Annotated in this window: 15 protein-coding genes; 9 read left to right on the top strand and 6 right to left on the bottom strand. The window is 68.8% G+C overall.

Annotated features, from left to right (window positions below; translation table 11 throughout):
- The first annotated feature begins 82 nt into the window (after positions 1-82).
- From BM393_RS01745 to BM393_RS01715, 7 genes are all read left to right on the top strand, one after another.
- Positions 83-1441 carry a GH1 family beta-glucosidase gene (locus BM393_RS01745; protein WP_091720832.1) on the top strand — a complete coding sequence of 453 codons (1359 nt, stop codon included), beginning with the start codon at positions 83-85 and terminating at the stop codon, positions 1439-1441.
- A gap of 14 nt (positions 1442-1455) precedes the next feature.
- The gene (locus tag BM393_RS01740; protein WP_091720829.1) at positions 1456-2544 is read left to right on the top strand and encodes an ABC transporter ATP-binding protein; all 1089 of its coding nucleotides are present in this window, start codon (positions 1456-1458) and stop codon (positions 2542-2544) included.
- 326 nt (positions 2545-2870) lie between these two features.
- Positions 2871-5897, top strand: a complete 3027-nt coding sequence (locus BM393_RS01735; protein ID WP_254783169.1) for a TonB-dependent receptor — start codon at positions 2871-2873, stop codon at positions 5895-5897.
- A gap of 22 nt (positions 5898-5919) precedes the next feature.
- Complete coding sequence (locus tag BM393_RS01730; RefSeq protein ID WP_091720826.1) at positions 5920-6948, top strand: cupin-like domain-containing protein; 1029 nt, start codon at positions 5920-5922, stop codon at positions 6946-6948.
- Between the two features lie 71 nt (positions 6949-7019).
- Positions 7020-8570 carry a tryptophan halogenase family protein gene (locus BM393_RS01725; RefSeq protein WP_091720823.1) on the top strand — a complete coding sequence of 517 codons (1551 nt, stop codon included), beginning with the start codon at positions 7020-7022 and terminating at the stop codon, positions 8568-8570.
- Between the two features lie 84 nt (positions 8571-8654).
- The gene (locus BM393_RS01720; RefSeq protein WP_091720819.1) at positions 8655-8918 is read left to right on the top strand and encodes a DUF2007 domain-containing protein; all 264 of its coding nucleotides are present in this window, start codon (positions 8655-8657) and stop codon (positions 8916-8918) included.
- A gap of 149 nt (positions 8919-9067) precedes the next feature.
- A complete protein-coding gene (locus tag BM393_RS01715) occupies positions 9068-9472 on the top strand; it encodes a RidA family protein (RefSeq protein ID WP_091720816.1) in 405 nt (134 codons plus the stop codon).
- 33 nt (positions 9473-9505) lie between these two features.
- Here the strand turns inward: BM393_RS01715 and BM393_RS01710 are convergent, their stop codons facing one another.
- Complete coding sequence (locus tag BM393_RS01710) at positions 9506-9793, bottom strand: hypothetical protein (RefSeq protein ID WP_141225194.1); 288 nt, start codon at positions 9791-9793, stop codon at positions 9506-9508.
- A 95-nt stretch (positions 9794-9888) separates the two neighbouring features.
- Positions 9889-10146: a hypothetical protein gene (locus BM393_RS01705; protein ID WP_091720810.1), complete on the bottom strand. Its 258-nt coding sequence runs from the start codon at positions 10144-10146 to the stop codon at positions 9889-9891.
- Between the two features lie 173 nt (positions 10147-10319).
- Between BM393_RS01705 and BM393_RS01700 the strand changes: the two genes are divergently transcribed.
- A complete protein-coding gene (locus BM393_RS01700; RefSeq protein WP_175538148.1) occupies positions 10320-10676 on the top strand; it encodes a ribonuclease E inhibitor RraB in 357 nt (118 codons plus the stop codon).
- Positions 10677-10715: 39 nt separating this feature from the next.
- Here BM393_RS01700 and BM393_RS01695 read toward each other — a convergent pair whose 3' ends face one another.
- Positions 10716-12473, bottom strand: a complete 1758-nt coding sequence (locus BM393_RS01695; RefSeq protein WP_254783168.1) for a glycoside hydrolase family 16 protein — start codon at positions 12471-12473, stop codon at positions 10716-10718.
- Between the two features lie 283 nt (positions 12474-12756).
- On the opposite strand from BM393_RS01695, the gene BM393_RS01690 reads away from it, so the two are divergent.
- Positions 12757-13263: a cytochrome P460 family protein gene (locus BM393_RS01690; RefSeq protein WP_091720799.1), complete on the top strand. Its 507-nt coding sequence runs from the start codon at positions 12757-12759 to the stop codon at positions 13261-13263.
- A 5-nt stretch (positions 13264-13268) separates the two neighbouring features.
- On the opposite strand, the gene BM393_RS01685 is transcribed toward BM393_RS01690, so the two are convergent.
- The 3 genes from BM393_RS01685 to BM393_RS01675 form a co-directional block, all read right to left on the bottom strand.
- The gene (locus BM393_RS01685; protein WP_091720796.1) at positions 13269-14516 is read right to left on the bottom strand and encodes a serine hydrolase; all 1248 of its coding nucleotides are present in this window, start codon (positions 14514-14516) and stop codon (positions 13269-13271) included.
- Between the two features lie 65 nt (positions 14517-14581).
- Positions 14582-15379 (bottom strand): N-acyl homoserine lactonase family protein, encoded by a 798-nt coding sequence (locus tag BM393_RS01680; protein ID WP_091720793.1) that lies wholly within the window; start codon positions 15377-15379, stop codon positions 14582-14584.
- A 91-nt stretch (positions 15380-15470) separates the two neighbouring features.
- Positions 15471-17126: a hypothetical protein gene (locus BM393_RS01675; RefSeq protein WP_091720790.1), complete on the bottom strand. Its 1656-nt coding sequence runs from the start codon at positions 17124-17126 to the stop codon at positions 15471-15473.
- Positions 17127-17194 lie beyond the last annotated feature (68 nt).

Genomic DNA, 17194 nt, shown 5'->3' with positions numbered 1-17194 from the left:
ACGCATCGCAGCGCATCGCATCGCATCACGCCTTCAGCCTCTCGCCTTCCGCCCTCCAACAACCATAAGCACGCCTGCTCCGATGTCATCCTCCACCCTGCCGACCGCCTCCGCCAAGCGCTTTCCCGACGACTTCGTCTGGGGCGTGGCCACCAGCGCCTTCCAGATCGAGGGCGCCCATGACGCCGACGGCAAGGGCCCGTCCATCTGGGACAGCTTCTGCCGCCAGCCCGGCGTGATCGCCGACGGCAGCAGCGGCGACGTCGCCTGCGAGCACTACGCGCGCTGGGAGCAGGATCTGGACATGATCCGGGACCTGGGCGTCGAGGCCTATCGCTTCTCGGTGTCCTGGCCGCGCGTGCGCCCGACGGGCGACGGCGAGTGGAACGAAGCCGGCCTGGCCTTCTACGAGCGGCTCGTCGACGGCCTGCTGGCGCGCGGCCTCAAGCCCTACCTGACGCTGAACCACTGGGACCTGCCGCAGGCGCTGCAGGACATCGGCGGCTGGGGCAACCGCGCCACCGTCGAGCGCTTCGTCGAGTACGCCGTCGGCATCGCGAAGCGGCTGGGCCACAAGGTGGTCTCCATCGCCACGCACAACGAGCCCTGGGTGGTCGCGCAACTCGGCCACGAGACCGGCGTCTTCGCACCCGGCCTCAAGGATCGCCGCCTGGCCGCGCAGGTCTCGCATCACCTGCTGCTCAGCCACGGCCTGGCCGTGACCGCGATGCGCGAGCTGCAGCTCAAGGCCTCGCTCGGCATCGTGCTGAACATGGCCCCGATGTATCCCGCCACCGACTCCGATGCGGACCGCGCCAAGGCCCGGCTCGAGGACGGCAAGCTGCGCCGCTGGTACATGGACCCGCTGTTCAACGGCCACTATCCCCAGGACGTGATCGAGCACCTGGGCGATGACGCGCCGCACGTCGAGGCCGGCGACATGGACCGCATCCGCGTGCACATCGACTTCGTCGGCATCAACTACTACTCGCGCGGCATGGCCAGCGCGGACAACAGCTTCGACCCGAAGACCGGCGGCCTGGAGCTCACCGACATGGGCTGGGAGGTCTACCCCCAGGGCCTCACCGACCTGCTGGTCTCCGTGCATCGCGACTACCCGGCGGCCAAGCGCCTGTACGTGACCGAGAACGGCGGCGCCTTCCCCGATCCGGTGGGCGCCGACGGCCGCGTGCACGACGACGACCGCACCCGCTACCTGGACACGCACATCGCCGCCGTCGGCGACGCGATCGCGCAGGGCGTGCCCATGGGCGGCTACATGGTGTGGAGCCTGATGGACAACTTCGAATGGGCCTCGGGCTACGAGAAGCGCTTCGGCATCGTGCATGTGGACTACGCGACGCAGCGGCGCACGCCCAAGGACAGCGCGCTCGCCTACCGCGACTTCGTGTTGGCGCGGCGCGCGGCGCGCCAGGCTTGATCGGGAGCACCGTCATGGGACAAGTCACGCTGCGCGGCATCCGCAAGCGCTACGGCGATCACGAGGTGATCCAGGGCATCGACCTGGACGTGCGGGACGGCGAGTTCATGGTCTTCGTCGGCCCGTCGGGCTGCGGCAAGAGCACGACGCTGCGCATGATCGCGGGCCTGGAGGAGATCAGCGGCGGCGACCTGCTGATCGACGGCACCCGCGCCAACGACCTGCGCCCCGCCGACCGCGGCGCGGCGATGGTGTTCCAGAGCTACGCGCTCTACCCGCACATGACGGTGGCCGAGAACATGGGCTTCGCGCTGAAGATGGCCGGCGTCGGCCGCGCCGAGCGCGACGAGCAGGTGCGCCGCACCGCCGAGGTCCTGCGCATCACCGACCTGCTGCAGCGCACGCCCCGGCAGCTCTCCGGCGGCCAGCGCCAGCGTGTCGCCATCGGCCGCGCGATCGTGCGCAAGCCCAAGGTGTTCCTGTTCGACGAGCCGCTGTCCAACCTGGACGCCGCGCTGCGCGTGGACATGCGCATCGAGCTCACGCGGCTGCATCAGCAGCTCGGCACGACCATGATCTACGTCACCCACGACCAGGTCGAGGCGATGACGATGGGCGACCGCATCGCGGTGTTCAACAAGGGCCGCATCGAGCAGCTCGGCGCGCCGATGGACCTCTACCGCCATCCGGCCAATGCCTTCGTCGCGGGCTTCCTCGGCGCGCCGCGGATCAACTTCATCGAACGCCCGGCCGCGCACGCGCCCGGCGCGGCGCGGCGGCTGTGGGATGCGCTCGGCGGCGCCGCGCGTCCGGCGGCGGCCCGCCTGGGCCTGCGGCCCGAGCACCTGCAGCTCGCCGCCGGCCACGACGTGGCCGCGGTGCCAGCGACCGTCGTGCTGGCGGAGCACCTGGGCGACGTGTCCATCCTGCACCTGCGCGTGGACGGCATCCCCGAGCTGCTCACCGCCAAGCTGCCCGCCGGCGCGGCCGCGCTGCACGACGGCGACAGCGTCCGCCTGATCGCCAGCGCCGGGCACGCGCTGGCTTTCGACGCCGAGTCCCGCGCGCTGGACGCGCGCCCCGCCGTCCCCGTCGCGGCCTGAAAGCGCCACGCCGCCCGGCGTCCGCCAGGGCGCCGCGGCCGCCCCATTTCGCAGTACCCCCGCGCCCGGTGTGGCGCGGACCCCTCGCTAGGGAAAGTCAGTAGAGGACCCGGAGCCGAAGCAGTTAAATTCTGAAAGCGCTTTCAAGATGATCCGCCACGCGCCCACCGGGGCGCGGAAAGGAGCGTCCTGGCAGCGAAGGACAGACGGGGCGACGGCCAACGAAGCCGTGCCCCGACGAGATCCGGATCCAGCTTGCCCTGCATCCCTCGGGCCCGCCGTCGCACGTGGGTCATGGCCAAGACTGAGAGACAACAAGGAGACACATGAAACACGTCCACCCCACCCGACAGCGGCAGGGCCGCGGACCGCAACCCCAACCGGTGGCGGCGGCCTGCGCGATGCTGTTCCTGGCCGCCGCGGCGCACGCGCAGCAGGCGCCCGCGGCCCCCGAGGCGGCCGCGTCCGAGGCCCAGCGCAAGACCGCCGACGCGCAGATCGACACCGTCGTCGTGACCGGCATCCGGCAGTCGCTGGACACCTCGCTGAACCTCAAGCGCCAGCAGCGCGGCGTGGTCGACGGCATCGTCGCCGAGGACATCGGCAAGTTCCCCGACACCAACCTGGCCGAGTCGATGCAGCGCATCTCGGGCGTGTCGATCGACCGCTCGATGGGCGAAGGCTCCAAGGTCACCGTGCGCGGCGTCGGCCCCGACTTCAACCTGGTGCTGCTCAATGGCCGCCAGATGCCGGCCTCGACGCTGGCGGACACGGGTCCGTCGAACTCGCGCGCCTTCGACTTCGCCAACCTGGCCACGGAATCGATCGCCGCGCTGGAGGTCTACAAGACCAGCCGCGCCAGCGCCCCGACCGGCGGCATCGGCGCGACGATCAACATCAAGACCGCGCGCCCGCTGGACACCAAGAAGACCATCGCCAGCATCGGCGTCAAGGCGGTGCATGACGGCGGCAACTCGCGCCTGCCGGACAACATCAAGGGCGACAGCGTGACGCCCGAGGTGTCGGGCATCTACAGCACGACCTTCGGCGAAGGCATGTTCGGCGTGTCGGTCTCGGGCAGCTTCCAGAAGCGCGACGCCGGCTACAACAGCGCCGGCGTGCCCAACGGCTGGCTGCCCTTCAAGGGCGACGAGACGGGCAACGGCGCGATCCCGCTGCCGGGCGCGCCGGGTTCGGAACGGATCACCAACCGTCCGGGCGCGAGCGACGTCTACTCGCTGCCGCAGAACGTCAACTACAACATGAACGCCATCAGCCGCGAGCGCACGAACGGCCAGCTGACGTTCCAGTTCGCGCCGACCAAGTCGCTGACGACGACGCTGGACTACACGGTCTCGCAGAACAAGGTGCACACGCGCCGCAACGACCTGTCGGCCTGGTTCAGCTTCGGCCCCTCGTCGAGCTCGTGGACCTCCGGCCCCGTGTCCGCGCCGCTGAACTACACCGAGCTGATCGCCAACGGCGACGCCGACCTGTCCATGGGCGGCGCCGACTTCGCGACCAAGAACGACAACAAGTCGCTGGGCTTCAACGCCGACTGGAAGGTCACCGACAAGCTGCGCTTCGGCTTCGACGCCCACCACTCCACGGCGGAGTCGGGCGCCGACAGCCCCTGGGGCAGCAACAACGTGATCGGCACGGCCAGCTTCAACCGCGGCCAGACCGGCGTGGACTTCAGCCAGGACCTGCCCATCCTGATCATGCCGACGACGACGCGCAACGCGGCGCTGCAACAGGTGACGGGCTCGTCCTTCCGCAACAGCTACATGAAGGCGCAGGTCGACCAGCAGCAGATCAACGGCAGCTGGGAGATCAGCGACGAATCGAAGCTGGACTTCGGCGTCGGCCTGACCAAGGCGAAGAACCGCTCGGCCTACGCCAACGTCCAGCTGGACAACTGGGGTGGCGTGGCCAACGGCCCGGCCAACTACCCGGACGAAGTCTGGATCCCGCAGGACCTGCGAGACTTCTTCGGCAAGATCGGCGGCGTCGGCGATCCGCGCCTGTTCACGCAGTTCTACACCTTCGACTTCGGGACGGTCCGCGACCTGGCCGCCAAAGGCAACGGCGATCCGTCGAAGTACCTCGCGTCCAACGTCTTCTCGACGGACCGCCGCACGACGGAGAAGTCCACCAGCGCCTACGCCGAGTACACCCGCGAGTGGGAACTGGGCGTCCCGATGAGCGCCACGGTCGGCATGCGCTACGAGAAAACCAAGGTCACCTCCAGCGCGCTGGTGCCGATCGCCACCGGCATCACCTGGGGCTCCAACAACGAGCTGACGGTGCTCAAGGGCGACCCGGGCTTCACGACGCTGGACGGCAAGTACAGCTACTGGCTGCCCAACATCGATTACCAGGCCGACCTGACCGACAAGCTCAAGCTGCGCGCCAGCTACGGCACGACGATCGGCCGTCCGGGCTGGGACGCGATCCAGGGCGGGCAGACGCTGAACGACCTGGCGCGCCTGAGCGGCGGCACCGGCTCGCAGGGCAACCCGGGGCTGAAGCCGCTGAAGTCGAAGAACATCGACTTCTCGCTGGAGTACTACTACGCGCGGTCCAGCTATGTGGCGGCGGGCGTGTTCCGCAAGAACATCAGCAACTACATCGGCTCGACGCTCGAGAACGCCACCCCGTTCAACCTCCACACCCCGATCGGCGGCGCGTACTACAACGAGGCCTCGACCACCGGCGGCTGCGGCAGCGACATCACCTGCATCCGCGACTACATCCTCAACCGCTACAACGGCCAGCCGGGCGTGACCAAGACCGGCGAGAGCAACGGCCATGCGCTGGGGACCATCGTCGGACAGCCCGGCGATCCGGTGGCCAACTTCCAGATCACGGTGCCGGCCAACACGCAGTCCAACAGCCTGAAGGGCTTCGAGCTGAACGTGCAGCACGCGTTCGGGAACTCGGGCTTCGGCGTCGCGGCCAACTACACCAAGGTGAAGTCGGGGCTCAAGTACGACAACATGAGCTTCGCGCAGCAGTACGCGCTGGTGGGCCTGAGCGACTCCGCCAACCTGGTGGGCTTCTACGAGGACGCGAAGTTCAGCGTGCGCGTGGCCTACAACTGGCGCGACAAGTTCCTGGCCGCGGTCAACGACGGCAACCAGCTGGGCCGCTCGGCGCCGATCTTCACCGAGCCCTACTCGCAGGTGGACGTCAGCCTGGGCTACAACTTCAGCGAACGCCTGAGCCTGCAGGCCGAAGTCATCAACCTCGGCGATTCGGTCCTGCGCCAGCATGGCCGGACCAAGGAGGAGGTATACGCGGTCACGCAGACGGGACGCCGCTATATGCTGGGCCTCCGCTACAAGTTCTGACCCCGCCGGGGGCGATGCCCGCATGAAGCCGATCCGAGAACTCCACGACCTGGTGCCGGGTCGGCTTCCTTCCCACCTGATCGAGGCCGCGCAGCCGGTGGTGCTGCGCGGCCTCGTGTCGCATTGGCCGATGGTGCGGGAGGCGCGGCGCTCCGACCGCGCCGCGGTCGACTACCTGCACGGCTGCTGGCGCGGCGCGCCGGTGGCGATCATGACCGGCCCGCCGGAGATCGACGGCCGCATCTTCTACAACGACGACCTCACCGGCATGAACTTCGGCCGGGCCGACGCGCCGCTGCCGGCGCTGATGGAGGAGCTGCTCCAGCTCGCCGAGGTCGAGCGTCCGCCCTGCTACTACGTCGGCTCAACGACGGTCGACGAGTGCCTGCCCAGCTTTCGCGCGCACAACGACCTGGACCTGTCCTCGCTGGCGACCGGCGGCACGGCGGCGCCGGAGGCGCTGGCCAGCGTCTGGCTGGGCAATCGCAGCCGCATCGCGCCGCACTACGACCTGCCCGACAACATCGCCTGCGTGGCGGCCGGCCATCGCCGCTTCACGCTGTTCCCGCCGGAGCAGTTGCCCAACCTCTACGTCGGTCCGATCGACTTCACGCCGGCCGGCCAGCCGGTCAGCCTGGTCGACCTCAAGCAGCCGGACTTCGAGCGCTTCCCGCGCTTCGCGACGGCGCTCGAGCACGCGCAGGTCGCCGAGCTCGAGCCGGGCGACGCGCTCTACATCCCCAGCATGTGGTGGCACCAGGTGGAGGCGCTGGACGCGTTCAACGTGCTGATCAACTACTGGTGGCGGCAGTCGCCGGCCCACATGGATCCACCGGTCTTCGCGCTGATGCTGGCGCTGCTGTCGCTGCGCGACCTGCCGACGCCGCAACGCCGCGCCTGGCAGGGGATCTTCGACCATTACGTGTTCAATGCCGACGGCCAGACCTCGGCCCACATCCCCGCGCATGCCCGCCATGCGCTGGCCCCGATCACCGCCGAGGGCGCCGGCCATCTGCGCGCCCACCTGATCCAGCGGCTCCGGCAGCGTTGAGCGACGCGTCCTTGCGGACGCCCGCATCGTCGCGCCGGAAGCCGCCCGACCCCCGACATGGAGGAGACGCCATGAGCTTCACGCCCCCCACCCCGTCCGTTCCCCGCTCGCCGGTGCGACGCGTTGTCATCGCCGGCGGCGGCACGGCCGGCTGGATGATGGCCGCCTGCATCGCCAAGCACCTGGGCAAGCAGCTGGACATCCGCCTGGTCGAGTCGGACGAGATCGGCACGGTCGGTGTCGGCGAGGCGACGATCCCGACGATGCTGACCTTCCACCAGTTGCTCGGACTGGACGAGCGGGAGTTCATGGCCGCGACGCAGGCCACCATCAAGCTGGGCATCCAGTTCGAGGGATGGCGCGACCCCGACACGCGCTACATCCACGCGTTCGGCAGCACCGGCATCGACCACTGGACCGCCGGCTTCCAGCACTTCTGGATGAAGGGCCGCGAGCGCGGCATGGCGTCGGACTACGGCGACTACTGCCTGGAACTGCGCGCGGCGCAGCAGAACCGCTTCGCGCATCTGCCGGGCGACGGCATCAACTACGCGTTCCACCTGGACGCATCGCTGTACGGCGCCTTCCTGCGCCGCTTCAGCGAGGGCTTCGGCGTGCGCCGCATCGAGGGCCGTATCGCCGAGGTGCTGCTGCGGCCCGATGGCGACCTGCGCGCGCTGAAGCTGCAGGATGGGTCCGAGGTCGAAGGGGATCTCTTCATCGACTGCACCGGCATGCGCTCGGTGCTGCTGGGGCAGACGCTGGGCGTCGGCTACCAGGACTGGTCGCACTGGCTGCCCTGCGACAGCGCGATCGCGCTGCAGACCGCGTCGGTGCGGGACGCGGTGCCCTACACGCGCGCGATCGCGCATCCCTGGGGCTGGCAGTGGCAGATTCCGCTGCAGCACCGCGTCGGCAACGGCGTGGTCTTCAGCAGCCGCTACACCGACGACGACACCGCGCGCGCGGCGCTGCTGGGCAACATCGAGGGCGAGGTGCTGACGCCGCATCGCGTGATCCGCTTCAAGCCGGGCCAGCGCGACGTGGTGTGGCAGCGCAACTGCGTCGCCGTGGGCCTGGCCAGCGGCTTCCTGGAGCCGCTGGAGTCCACCAGCATCCACCTGATCCAGCGCAGCGCGATCCGGCTGCTGCAGATGTTCCCGAAGGACGGGATCCGGCAGTCCGACGTCGACGAGTACAACGCCCAGATGCGGCATGAGCTGGAGCACATCCGCGACTTCATCGTGCTGCATTACCACCTGCAGCAGCGGACCGATTCGCCGATGTGGCGCGACCTGCGCGAGATGTCGGTGCCGGCGTCGCTGCAGCACCGGCTGGACCTGTTCCGCGAGAGCGGCCGGGTGTTCCGCGGGCCGAATGAGCTGTTCACCGAGAACTCGTGGATCCAGGTGATGCTGGGCCAGGGCCTGATGCCCGAGCAGCATCATCCGACGGCCGACCTGATGAGCGACCGCGAGCTGGCCGGCTTCCTGGGCGGGATCAAGGCGCGCATCGACCAGACGGTGCAGCAGATGCCGGGGCATCAGCAGTACATCGCGCGTTATGCGCCGGGGACGCAGTGGCAGATGCCGCAGGTGCCGCAGGCGCCGGTGACGGCCTGAGCGCGCGGTGCGCTCCGGACGACGGATGCGCCCACGCGGGAAGCGGTCTAAGCTGCGGCCCTTGGGAGGAACCCAGGAGGACCCATGCCCGACCGCGCCGACGCCAGCTCCGATGACTTCGTCTGTGTCGCCACGCGCGACTCGCCCATCGAGGCCCACCTGCTGATGGGCGTGCTCCGGTCCGCCGCGCTCACGCCGCACCTGGCGGACGAGCACATGGTGCAGAACTACTCGCTGCTCTCGCCGGCCGTCGGCGGCGTGCGCGTGCTGGTGCCGGCCTCCCAGCTCGCCGCCGCGCGCGCGACGATCGCCGATTTCGAGGCGGGGGCGTTCCGGTTGGAGGAGTAGGCGATGGCGCGCACGCGCCGGAACGGTGGTCATTCCCGCTTACTGTTTGGCGACCCCAAACAGTGATTGTGCGAGTCGCTGGTTTATCGGCGGGCGGCGAATTCCTACAGTGAGCACATCGCAATTCGTGCTTCAAAGGAATGCCGGTCATGTTCACTCGAGATGTCGTCTCCCCGCCCGATCGTCACGCGCTCTATGAGCTGCACCGCTACTCCCCCGCCATTCGCGCCAATGGGCTGCTGTTCGTGTCGGGTCAGGTCGGCAGCCGCGCCGATGGATCGCCCGAGCCGGATCGGGACGAGCAGGTCCGCCTCGCGTTCAAGAGCCTCAATGCCATCCTGGCGGCAGCGGGCTGCAGCTTCCACGACGTCATCGACGTGACCGTCTTCATGGTGGATCCCCACACCCACTTCGAGCGCGCCTGGGCCATCGCCGCCGAGTTCTGGGGCGAGGCGCCCTATCCGACCGCCACCGCCATCGGCGTGACCTGGCTGTCCGGGTTCCAGTTCGAGATCAAGGTCATCGCGAAGCTGCCTGACGGCCCGGCGGCCTGACAGTCACGGCGGTGACGGCGGTCGCCGCCGCCTTCAATGAAGGAGGCCGACCGCCAGCTCGGCCCAGACGAGCAGGAGCAAGGCGGCGATGACCACGCCGGCGATCCAGCGCGATCGCCGCTGGGAGGTCAGGCGCATGGCCAGTTCGAAAGCCCCGCAGGCGACCAGCAGCATCCCGCCGAATGCGAGGAAGTCGGCCAGGTCCCACCGGACTTCGCTGGTGAATTGCATGGCCACGCCCGGCGCGAGCAGCGCCAGTGCGGCGAAGCCCCACAGCGCGATGCGCCAGGCCGGCAAGCGGGAGTGGGAAGGAATGATCATGGGTCGCTCCGTCGATGTCCTCCTGGAGTCTCGACGTTCGCCGTGAAGCCAATGAAGGCCGGCGGTGAAGTCAGGGTGAAATGCCGCAGCGCCCCTCATCGCCCCTTGATCAGTTTGACCCCGAGCGCCGCGCTGCACAGGCCGAGTGCCAGCTGCAGGCCCGCGAGCACGCGTTGGCCGATCTCATTGCCCAGCAACTCAGCCGCAATGAGCGACAGGCCACAGAGTGCCCGGCAAGACAGACCCGACGGCGGGTAATCGCCGCTCGCCGTGAAGTCACGGACGGCAAAGCCTATGAGCGCGATGCCAGCGGCGATCGCCAACCAAGCGAACCATTTGATGCGTCGATCCATCGCGCGATGTTAGTCGGGACGCCGATTGATCCCGTCTCGATCCTCCGGCTTCTGCGCGGCGCGAGCAAACGACGCCAAGGAGCGAAGGCGTCGACTCATCGCGCCGTGGGATGATCCCGCACCGCCGCGACCGACGGCGGCAGGCCATTCCTCACTCTCTCTCCGCTGCACCCATGCCGACTTCTCCCGAACTCCTCGATCACCTGGTCAACAACGACGATCCGGACGCCAAGGTGTTGGCGCAGATGGTTGAACTCGGCGCGGATCTGTCCTTGCCACACGTCCCCGAATTCGCCTTCGACGCCGCCGAAGAAGCCGCCGCGATGTCGATCGCGCACGCCCTGGCCGACTTGGATTTCGATGTGCGGATCTTCGGTCCGGAGGACGATGCGCCGACCTGGCAGGTGGTCGCCGCCCGCCGCATGATTCCGGACCTGGATGCGCTCATGGCGTTGTCGGCGCAATTCGAGGCGCTCGCGAAAACCCATGGCGTGGTCTACGACGGATGGGGCGCGGAGATCGTCGACTGACGAGTCGTCGTCAATCCCCTGACGCCTCATCCCGCGTGTTCACTTCACCGTGTAGCTTTGCAGCGCGGTGTCGTAGGCGCCATTGCGGGCCGGGTCCCAGTAGGTGAAGTTGAATCGCACGACATCGCCCTGCTTCATCCCGGTCACCGTGTAGGCATTGCCACTGCCTTCCTTCAGCATCCGCACATTCATCTGGCCGCCGCCATTGATCGTGTAATGCACGTCGGCCCAGGTCCCGGTCGGCTCCGTGAACTTGACCGTGGTCGCCGACGGCTGGGTGATGCCGGCCGGCGTCGGCGGCTCCTGGGTCGTCGTGCCGGACTCCCACACCACGTCATCGATCGCGAACTGGAAGGCCGAGGTCGGCAGCCGGTTGTTGTCGCCCGAGAACATGAAGATGTCGGCGATCGATTGCAGCGCGACCTTCGGTCCGATGAGCGTCGAGACAGGAACCGTCGCCGTCGCCCATTCGCCATTGCGCACCAGGCCAAATGCCGTGGTGTTGGCCGGGAAGTTCACCCAGTTCTGGTTGGTGTAGGTGTCGCCAATGCCGATGTTGAAGGACACGTTGGCCGGGATCTTGATCCGGAACTTCAGTTGACCATTGCGGTAGTTGGTGAGGTCGCGGATCTGGCGGGACTGGATGCCGCCGCCGAACCATTGCCCCGGCGTGTTGTAGCTCCACGCGATCACATTGCCGCCCTCATACGGCAGCGTGTTGCCGGCCGCCGTCGACGCGCCGTTCCACAGGAAGATGTCGGACGTGCTGCCGGCGACCAGCTTGTTGTTGACCACCGTGTTGTCGGTGAACACGCCGAATTTCCCGGCGACTTCCGGCACCACCTGGTTGCCCAGCTTCACCTCGCCCTTGCCGTCGAGTTCATACACCCGGATGTAGTCGACGTACATCGTGGCGGGCAGTGGCGCGTTCACCTGCGAGGGCGTCGCCGCGTCGGTGAAGTTGCCCCCCACCGCCATGTTCAGCAGCAGATAGAACGGCGCCTGCAAGGCCGTTGAGTTCACCGGCAACGGCGCGTCATACATGTCGTGTTCGCCGTCGTTGTCGACGACGGTGAATCGCATCTGGCTTTCGGTCCAGTAGAAGCGGTATTTGACGAAGCGATTCGCCAATGAGGCCTGCGGCTTGTACCAGTTCTTGGTCTGCCAGGCGGTGGAGGCGGCACACGACTCATTGCCCGGCACGCAGGCCGCCTGCGACCAGGTGATCACATTGGCGCCGACGAAATGGTCGGGCGAAGGCGCGCCCGCCGCGGCCCAGGCCGAGGCGCGATGGCCCAGCTCGGCGATGTCGATCTCGCCCTTGCGCGGCCAGACCTGCGGACTGGTTCCCAGCAGCCAGGCGGCCGGCCACAGCCCGGTGGTGACCTGCGGCGTGGCCATGCGGATCTCGATCATTCCGTACTGCACCTGCACCTTGCCGTAGGAATCGACCTTTCCGGAGGTGAACTCATTGCTGCCGATGGTCTGCCGCAGCGCGCGGATCGCCAGGGCGCGCGTGCCGGCTTCAAAGGGCACGTCGGCGATCGAGAGGTTGTTGGGGCTGTAGTACTCGAGCTCGGCATTGCCGTAGCCGCACAGGTTGATCTGGCAGCCATTGCCGTCATAGGGCGTCCAGACACTGGTGTTCAACGACGCGCCGTTGAATTCCTCGGACCACAACAGGCGGCCGATGGTCGGATTGGTGACGCTGGCAAACGCCGGCGCGGCGGCAGTCGCGCACAAGCCCAGGGCGACGGCGCGCAGCATCGGCGCACCCATGCGGTTCGGAAATCCCATTCATGTCTCCAAGAGGTGTCGATGGTGTGCTGGAGGGCACCGATCGGCGCGATCCGGCCAGCGCTCTGCGGCGCGGGTCCAGGGTCGCGACTTCTCTCCGGCGGGACGCATCCTAGGCAATATCGGCCGATTGTGAAAGCGCTTTCACAGCAAGCGGGTTTTTGAATGCAACCGCCCGGAACGCCGATCACGACGAGGCTCTGCCCATACCAAGGTTCAATGCCCAGGCAGCGATGAATTTGGTCTGATCCGTGGCACTGCCCCACTTGCCTGGAAGACCCACATGCATGCCCACCGTCTCGCCTCGATGCTTCTCCTGGCTTCGCTCGCTGCCAGCGCGCTCCCCGCGTTGGCCCAGGGCAAGCCCTCGAAACCCGCCTCGCCGATCTACGGCGTGGTGCTGCCCGACGGCTATCGCCAATGGGAGATGGTGGGTGTCGCCACCGAGGACGCGCCGCTCGACGAATTGCGCGCCGTGGTCGGCAATCCGATCGCGATGAAGGCCTATCGACTGGGCCAGCTGCCGTTCCCCGACGGCGCCATGCTGGTCAAGCTGGCGTGGAAGCGGCAGCGCTCCACCGAGTTCCCGGCCGCGACGGTGCCTGGCGCGCCGACGACGGTGCAGGTGATGGTCAAGGATTCGAAGCGCTACGCCGACAGCGGCGGCTGGGGCTATGGCCGCTTCATCGACGGCAAGCCCGTCGACGCGGCCCAGCACCAGACCTGCTTCGCCTGCCACAACGCGCTCGTGAAGGCGCGCGACGATGTGTTCACGAAGCTCGCGCCCTGAGCGGCCTAGCCGTACACCGCGCGTCGCAGGTCGCGATGCAGGGCGTCGTCGAAGGGCAGCTTCTGGGCGAAGAACACCACCGCGAGCTGGTTCGCTGGATCGATCCAGAACAGCGTCGACGCGGCACCGCCCCAGGAGAACTCGCCCACCGCGCCGGGCGGCTCGTCCCGCAGCGGCGGCGCGATGCGCACCGAGCCGCCGAAGCCGAAGCCCAGCCCCGGGCTCGACAGGAAATGCCGCTGCGTGATCGCCGGGTCCAGGTGGTCGACCAGCATCAAGCGCACCGTCGCCGGGCGCAGCACCCGCACGCCGTCGAGCTCGCCTTCGCCGAGCAGCATCCGGGCGAAGCGCAGGTAGTCGTCGATGGGACCGATCAGGCCGGCGCCGCCGCTGGCGAAGGTGAAGGGCTGGTCGGGCTCGCGCTCCGGCTTGCCGTCGGCGGACAGGCGGTAGGTCGCGGCCATGCGGTCCTGCAGCGCGGCCGGCGCGGTCCAGTCGGTCTCCCGCAGGCCCAGCGGCTGCAGCACATGGCGACGCACATGCGCATCGAAGGGTTCCTCCGCCAGCGCCTCCACCAGCCGGGCGAGGATGTCGGTCGAGGTGCCGTAGTGCCAGGCCGTGCCCGGCTCATGGCGCAGCGGCAGCGCGGCCACCGCGCGGCTGAAGGCGGCCAGGTCGGGTGAGCGCTCGAACGGGCTCGCGGCGCGGAAGGCCCGATCGGCGGCGCCGTCCTCCATCGCATAGGTCAGCCCGGCGGTGTGCAGCAGCACGTCGCGCACGAGGATCGGCCGCTCGGCCGGCCGCTCGCCGCGGCCATCGTCGGCATGGACCCGCATCGAGCTGAACTCCGGCAGGTAGATTGCCAGCGGATCGTCCAGCCGGAACCGGCCCGCGTCCCACAGCCGCATGAGCGCCACCGACGCCACCGGCTTGGTCATCGACCAGATGCGCGCGAGCGTGTCGCGGGCCATCGGCCGCTTCGCTTCCACGTCGGCCAGGCCGTGGGCGCCGAAGTAGCGCTCCACGCCCGCTTGCCAGACCAGGGCCGACACGCCTGCCGCGCGGCCGTCGGCCACCATGCGGCGCAGCGTCTGGTCGATGCGCCGCGGCGAGAGTGTCGAGCCGGGAGCGCCCGGCGCCAAGCGCAGGACGGTCGCGCTGGCGCTGTTGGAGGGTGCGGGAGCGGCGGCCACCACGGCCGGCGCCGCCAGTGCCGCGCCCAGCACCAGGCGTCGGGAAGGAATTTGCGTCATGCGCGCGATGCTAGGGCCGTACCCGCGTGTAATCGCGCCCGGTTCACGGGACGCGGCGGCGCCGGCTACTTCGCCGCGTTCGGGAAGGCCGGCAGCTTGCCGATGTCGCGCGGGTCGTGCTGGATGATGACCGTCGCCTTCAGGTTCTTCTCGATCTCTTTCATGCGCTGGATCGACGCGAGCGTCTGCGCGCGGTCGTCGTTGAAGCCGGGCACGCCGTCATGCTCGTAGTTCTCATGGAAGTGGACCGCGTCGCCGCTCAGCAGCACCGGCCCCATCTCCTTGAGCCGCACCAGCAGCATCGAGTGGCCCGGCGTGTGCCCCGGCGCGCGCAGGATCATGACGCTGCCGTCGCCGAACACGTCCTTGTCGGCGCTCAGCGTCTCGACCTTGCGCTTGTCGGCGATCCATTCGGCGAAGCCCTTGACGTTGGCGCCGCTCATCGGCGGCGTGGCGGTGATGCCTTCCCAGTCGCCCTTGCCGATCAGCAGGGTCGCATTCCTGAGCGGGGCGAGCTGGCCGGTGTGGTCGGCGTGGTAGTGGCTGATGCCGACGTACTTCACCTCGCCGGGCTCGACCTTGATCTGCCGCAGCAGGTCGGCCAGCGGCTTGTTGGTGGCGTTGGGCACCGAGCCCGGCAGGTAGCCGGTGTCCCAGACCATCACGTCGTTGCCATGCCGGATGACGTAGCAGCTGAAGGTGAAGGGCTTGGTGGTCTCGGTGTAGGCGTAGGTGTCGCTGAAGCGTCGCGGGTCGTTGCTGCCGCTGCCGCAGTCCAGCCGCGTCAGGGTGAGGTCCTGGGCCGCGGCCGACAGGCTGAAGAGCGCGCCCACCTGGAGCGCCAACCAGAAGCGTGATGCCATCTCGACTCCTTGTCTGCGGGGGCGATGATAGCGACGACCGCGGCCCCGTGGGTCCCACCGGCGATCGATGTCCCCCGCGGCGCGAGCCGCCTCACTGCCCGAACTTGCGCTTGCGCGCGCCCTGGCCCTGGCCCTGACCTTGGCCCTGGTGCCCCACCTGCTGCAAGGGCGGTGCAGGCTGGGCGGGGAAGACGGGCAACAGCGCGATGGCCTGCTGCTGCAGGTGCTGCGCCTGCTGGAGGGGCGCCACCTGGGGCACACCGATCGGCGCCTGCGGCACCGGGACCGGCACCTGCGCGGGCTGCGCGTTGACCGGGACCACCGCTTGCGGCGGCACGCGCGGCGTGAGGCTGGTGTTGCGCCGGGCGGCCCGGTCGAAACGGGTCTGCGCGAAGGCCTCCCAGTCGTTCTTGGGTTGCCATCCGTCCAGCGCGGAGTAGCCGCGCATCTCGAAGAGCGCCAGGTCGCCATCCATCCCCATCGCACCCATGCCATACCGGAATTTCTTGTTCTCGCCGGACAGCGCGCTGTGGGGCGTGTATCCGGGCGGCGGCGACAACACGTCGCGGCCGGAGGCCGCCGTCGTGATGCTGCTCAGCCAGGCGCGCAGGGTCGGCCCCGCGTTGACCTTCTGCGGCACGTTCGGAGCGCCTTCGTCCAGATAGCCACGGCGGAACAGCTGGCTGTCCAGCTCCATGTCCACGACACGCGTGAGGGTGTTGGCCCTGCTGTCGACCGTACCGGCCGTCGCGGTGCCGTAGAGGATCAGCTTCAGTTGGTCCCGCTCCCCCTGGGTCAGCGAGCGGAACATGCTGCGGAAATCGGTTCGCGCCATCAGCCGGAATGACGCCTTCGGTCCATCCGTGCTGTCCGGCACGGTCGTGCGGGCCCGGTCGATGTACATCACCAGCGCCAGCAGCATGCCTTTCACGTTTGGGAAGACCGCGGTCTGCGGACCCAGCGAGGTGTTGGCGCGGGCGTCGCCGATCACGTCGCGCATGTCGTCATGAATGTCGTCGTGCTCGTCGCCCGCCTCAAGGTGCTCGTCGATCATGCGGGACAGGTCGCCCAGCGCCACCCCTTCCGTCGACTGCACCGCGGCCTCGAACGCCGGATCGTCTACCCTCATCCAGATGCCGTCCTGGGTGAAACCGTCGGCGATGCCGACGGAGAACTCTCCCCGAGGCGCCGCTCCGGCGCGCTGCTCGAGCGTGTCCGCCAAGGCCTTTGCCCCCGTGATCGCCTGGGCGAGCGCGGGCCAGTTGTCATAGGGCTGGGTCACGAACTCCAGGTTGTGGCCCGAATCGGCCTCCAGGCGGAACGCGCTGTTGCCGTTGCCGTAGGCGACGTCCTTGCGATCGAGCGCCTCGGGCGTGGCCGGGTCGTCGGCGGCCGCGTTCGGGTCCTTGATGAAGGTATTGCCGCTCTCGAACTCGAAGCCCATCTTGCGCTGCGCGACCCCACCGGTGGCCAGCGCCGCGAGCGGCGTCGTGCCGCCGGCACGGCCCGCGGCCTGAAGCGGCGGGGTGATTGGTCCGCGCCGGGCCGCGCGCCCGAAAACAGCCTCGATCGTGCGGCGCTGCAGCTGCATGCGCGGCGTGGCCTCGATCGTGGCCTGCCAGCCACTGGCGCGCGGCGCCGCGTCACGGGGGCCGGTCGAGGCGAACCCCGCCGACCGCGGGGCGGTCGCGCGCTGAGCCGGCGCGGCTTCGGTCCGTTCTTCGGCCTGTTCGATCGAGCGCTTCATCGAGGCATCTCCCGCTGCCGGTCGGGTGACCGCGATGGGAAGCTATCGCACCGCCCGCGGCAACGCCA

Origin of the sequence: Mitsuaria sp. PDC51 (genome assembly GCF_900113225.1) — a bacterium.
Taxonomy (GTDB): domain Bacteria; phylum Pseudomonadota; class Gammaproteobacteria; order Burkholderiales; family Burkholderiaceae_C; genus Roseateles.
The sequence above is the reverse complement of the archived record's forward strand: the minus strand, read 5'-3'. Positions and strand labels throughout refer to the sequence as shown.

What these genes read in the sequence shown, in the direction of transcription:
- BM393_RS01745 (WP_091720832.1), top strand. Translation starts at nt 83, where the DNA reads ATGTCATCCTCCACCCTGCCGACCGCCTCCGCCAAGCGCTTTCCCGAC.
- BM393_RS01740 (WP_091720829.1), top strand. Translation starts at nt 1,456, where the DNA reads ATGGGACAAGTCACGCTGCGCGGCATCCGCAAGCGCTACGGCGATCAC.
- BM393_RS01735 (WP_254783169.1), top strand. Translation starts at nt 2,871, where the DNA reads ATGAAACACGTCCACCCCACCCGACAGCGGCAGGGCCGCGGACCGCAA.
- BM393_RS01730 (WP_091720826.1), top strand. Translation starts at nt 5,920, where the DNA reads ATGAAGCCGATCCGAGAACTCCACGACCTGGTGCCGGGTCGGCTTCCT.
- BM393_RS01725 (WP_091720823.1), top strand. Translation starts at nt 7,020, where the DNA reads ATGAGCTTCACGCCCCCCACCCCGTCCGTTCCCCGCTCGCCGGTGCGA.
- BM393_RS01720 (WP_091720819.1), top strand. Translation starts at nt 8,655, where the DNA reads ATGCCCGACCGCGCCGACGCCAGCTCCGATGACTTCGTCTGTGTCGCC.
- BM393_RS01715 (WP_091720816.1), top strand. Translation starts at nt 9,068, where the DNA reads ATGTTCACTCGAGATGTCGTCTCCCCGCCCGATCGTCACGCGCTCTAT.
- BM393_RS01710 (WP_141225194.1), bottom strand. Translation starts at nt 9,793, where the DNA reads ATGATCATTCCTTCCCACTCCCGCTTGCCGGCCTGGCGCATCGCGCTG.
- BM393_RS01705 (WP_091720810.1), bottom strand. Translation starts at nt 10,146, where the DNA reads ATGGATCGACGCATCAAATGGTTCGCTTGGTTGGCGATCGCCGCTGGC.
- BM393_RS01700 (WP_175538148.1), top strand. Translation starts at nt 10,320, where the DNA reads ATGCCGACTTCTCCCGAACTCCTCGATCACCTGGTCAACAACGACGAT.
- BM393_RS01695 (WP_254783168.1), bottom strand. Translation starts at nt 12,473, where the DNA reads ATGGGATTTCCGAACCGCATGGGTGCGCCGATGCTGCGCGCCGTCGCC.
- BM393_RS01690 (WP_091720799.1), top strand. Translation starts at nt 12,757, where the DNA reads ATGCATGCCCACCGTCTCGCCTCGATGCTTCTCCTGGCTTCGCTCGCT.
- BM393_RS01685 (WP_091720796.1), bottom strand. Translation starts at nt 14,516, where the DNA reads ATGACGCAAATTCCTTCCCGACGCCTGGTGCTGGGCGCGGCACTGGCG.
- BM393_RS01680 (WP_091720793.1), bottom strand. Translation starts at nt 15,379, where the DNA reads ATGGCATCACGCTTCTGGTTGGCGCTCCAGGTGGGCGCGCTCTTCAGC.
- BM393_RS01675 (WP_091720790.1), bottom strand. Translation starts at nt 17,126, where the DNA reads ATGAAGCGCTCGATCGAACAGGCCGAAGAACGGACCGAAGCCGCGCCG.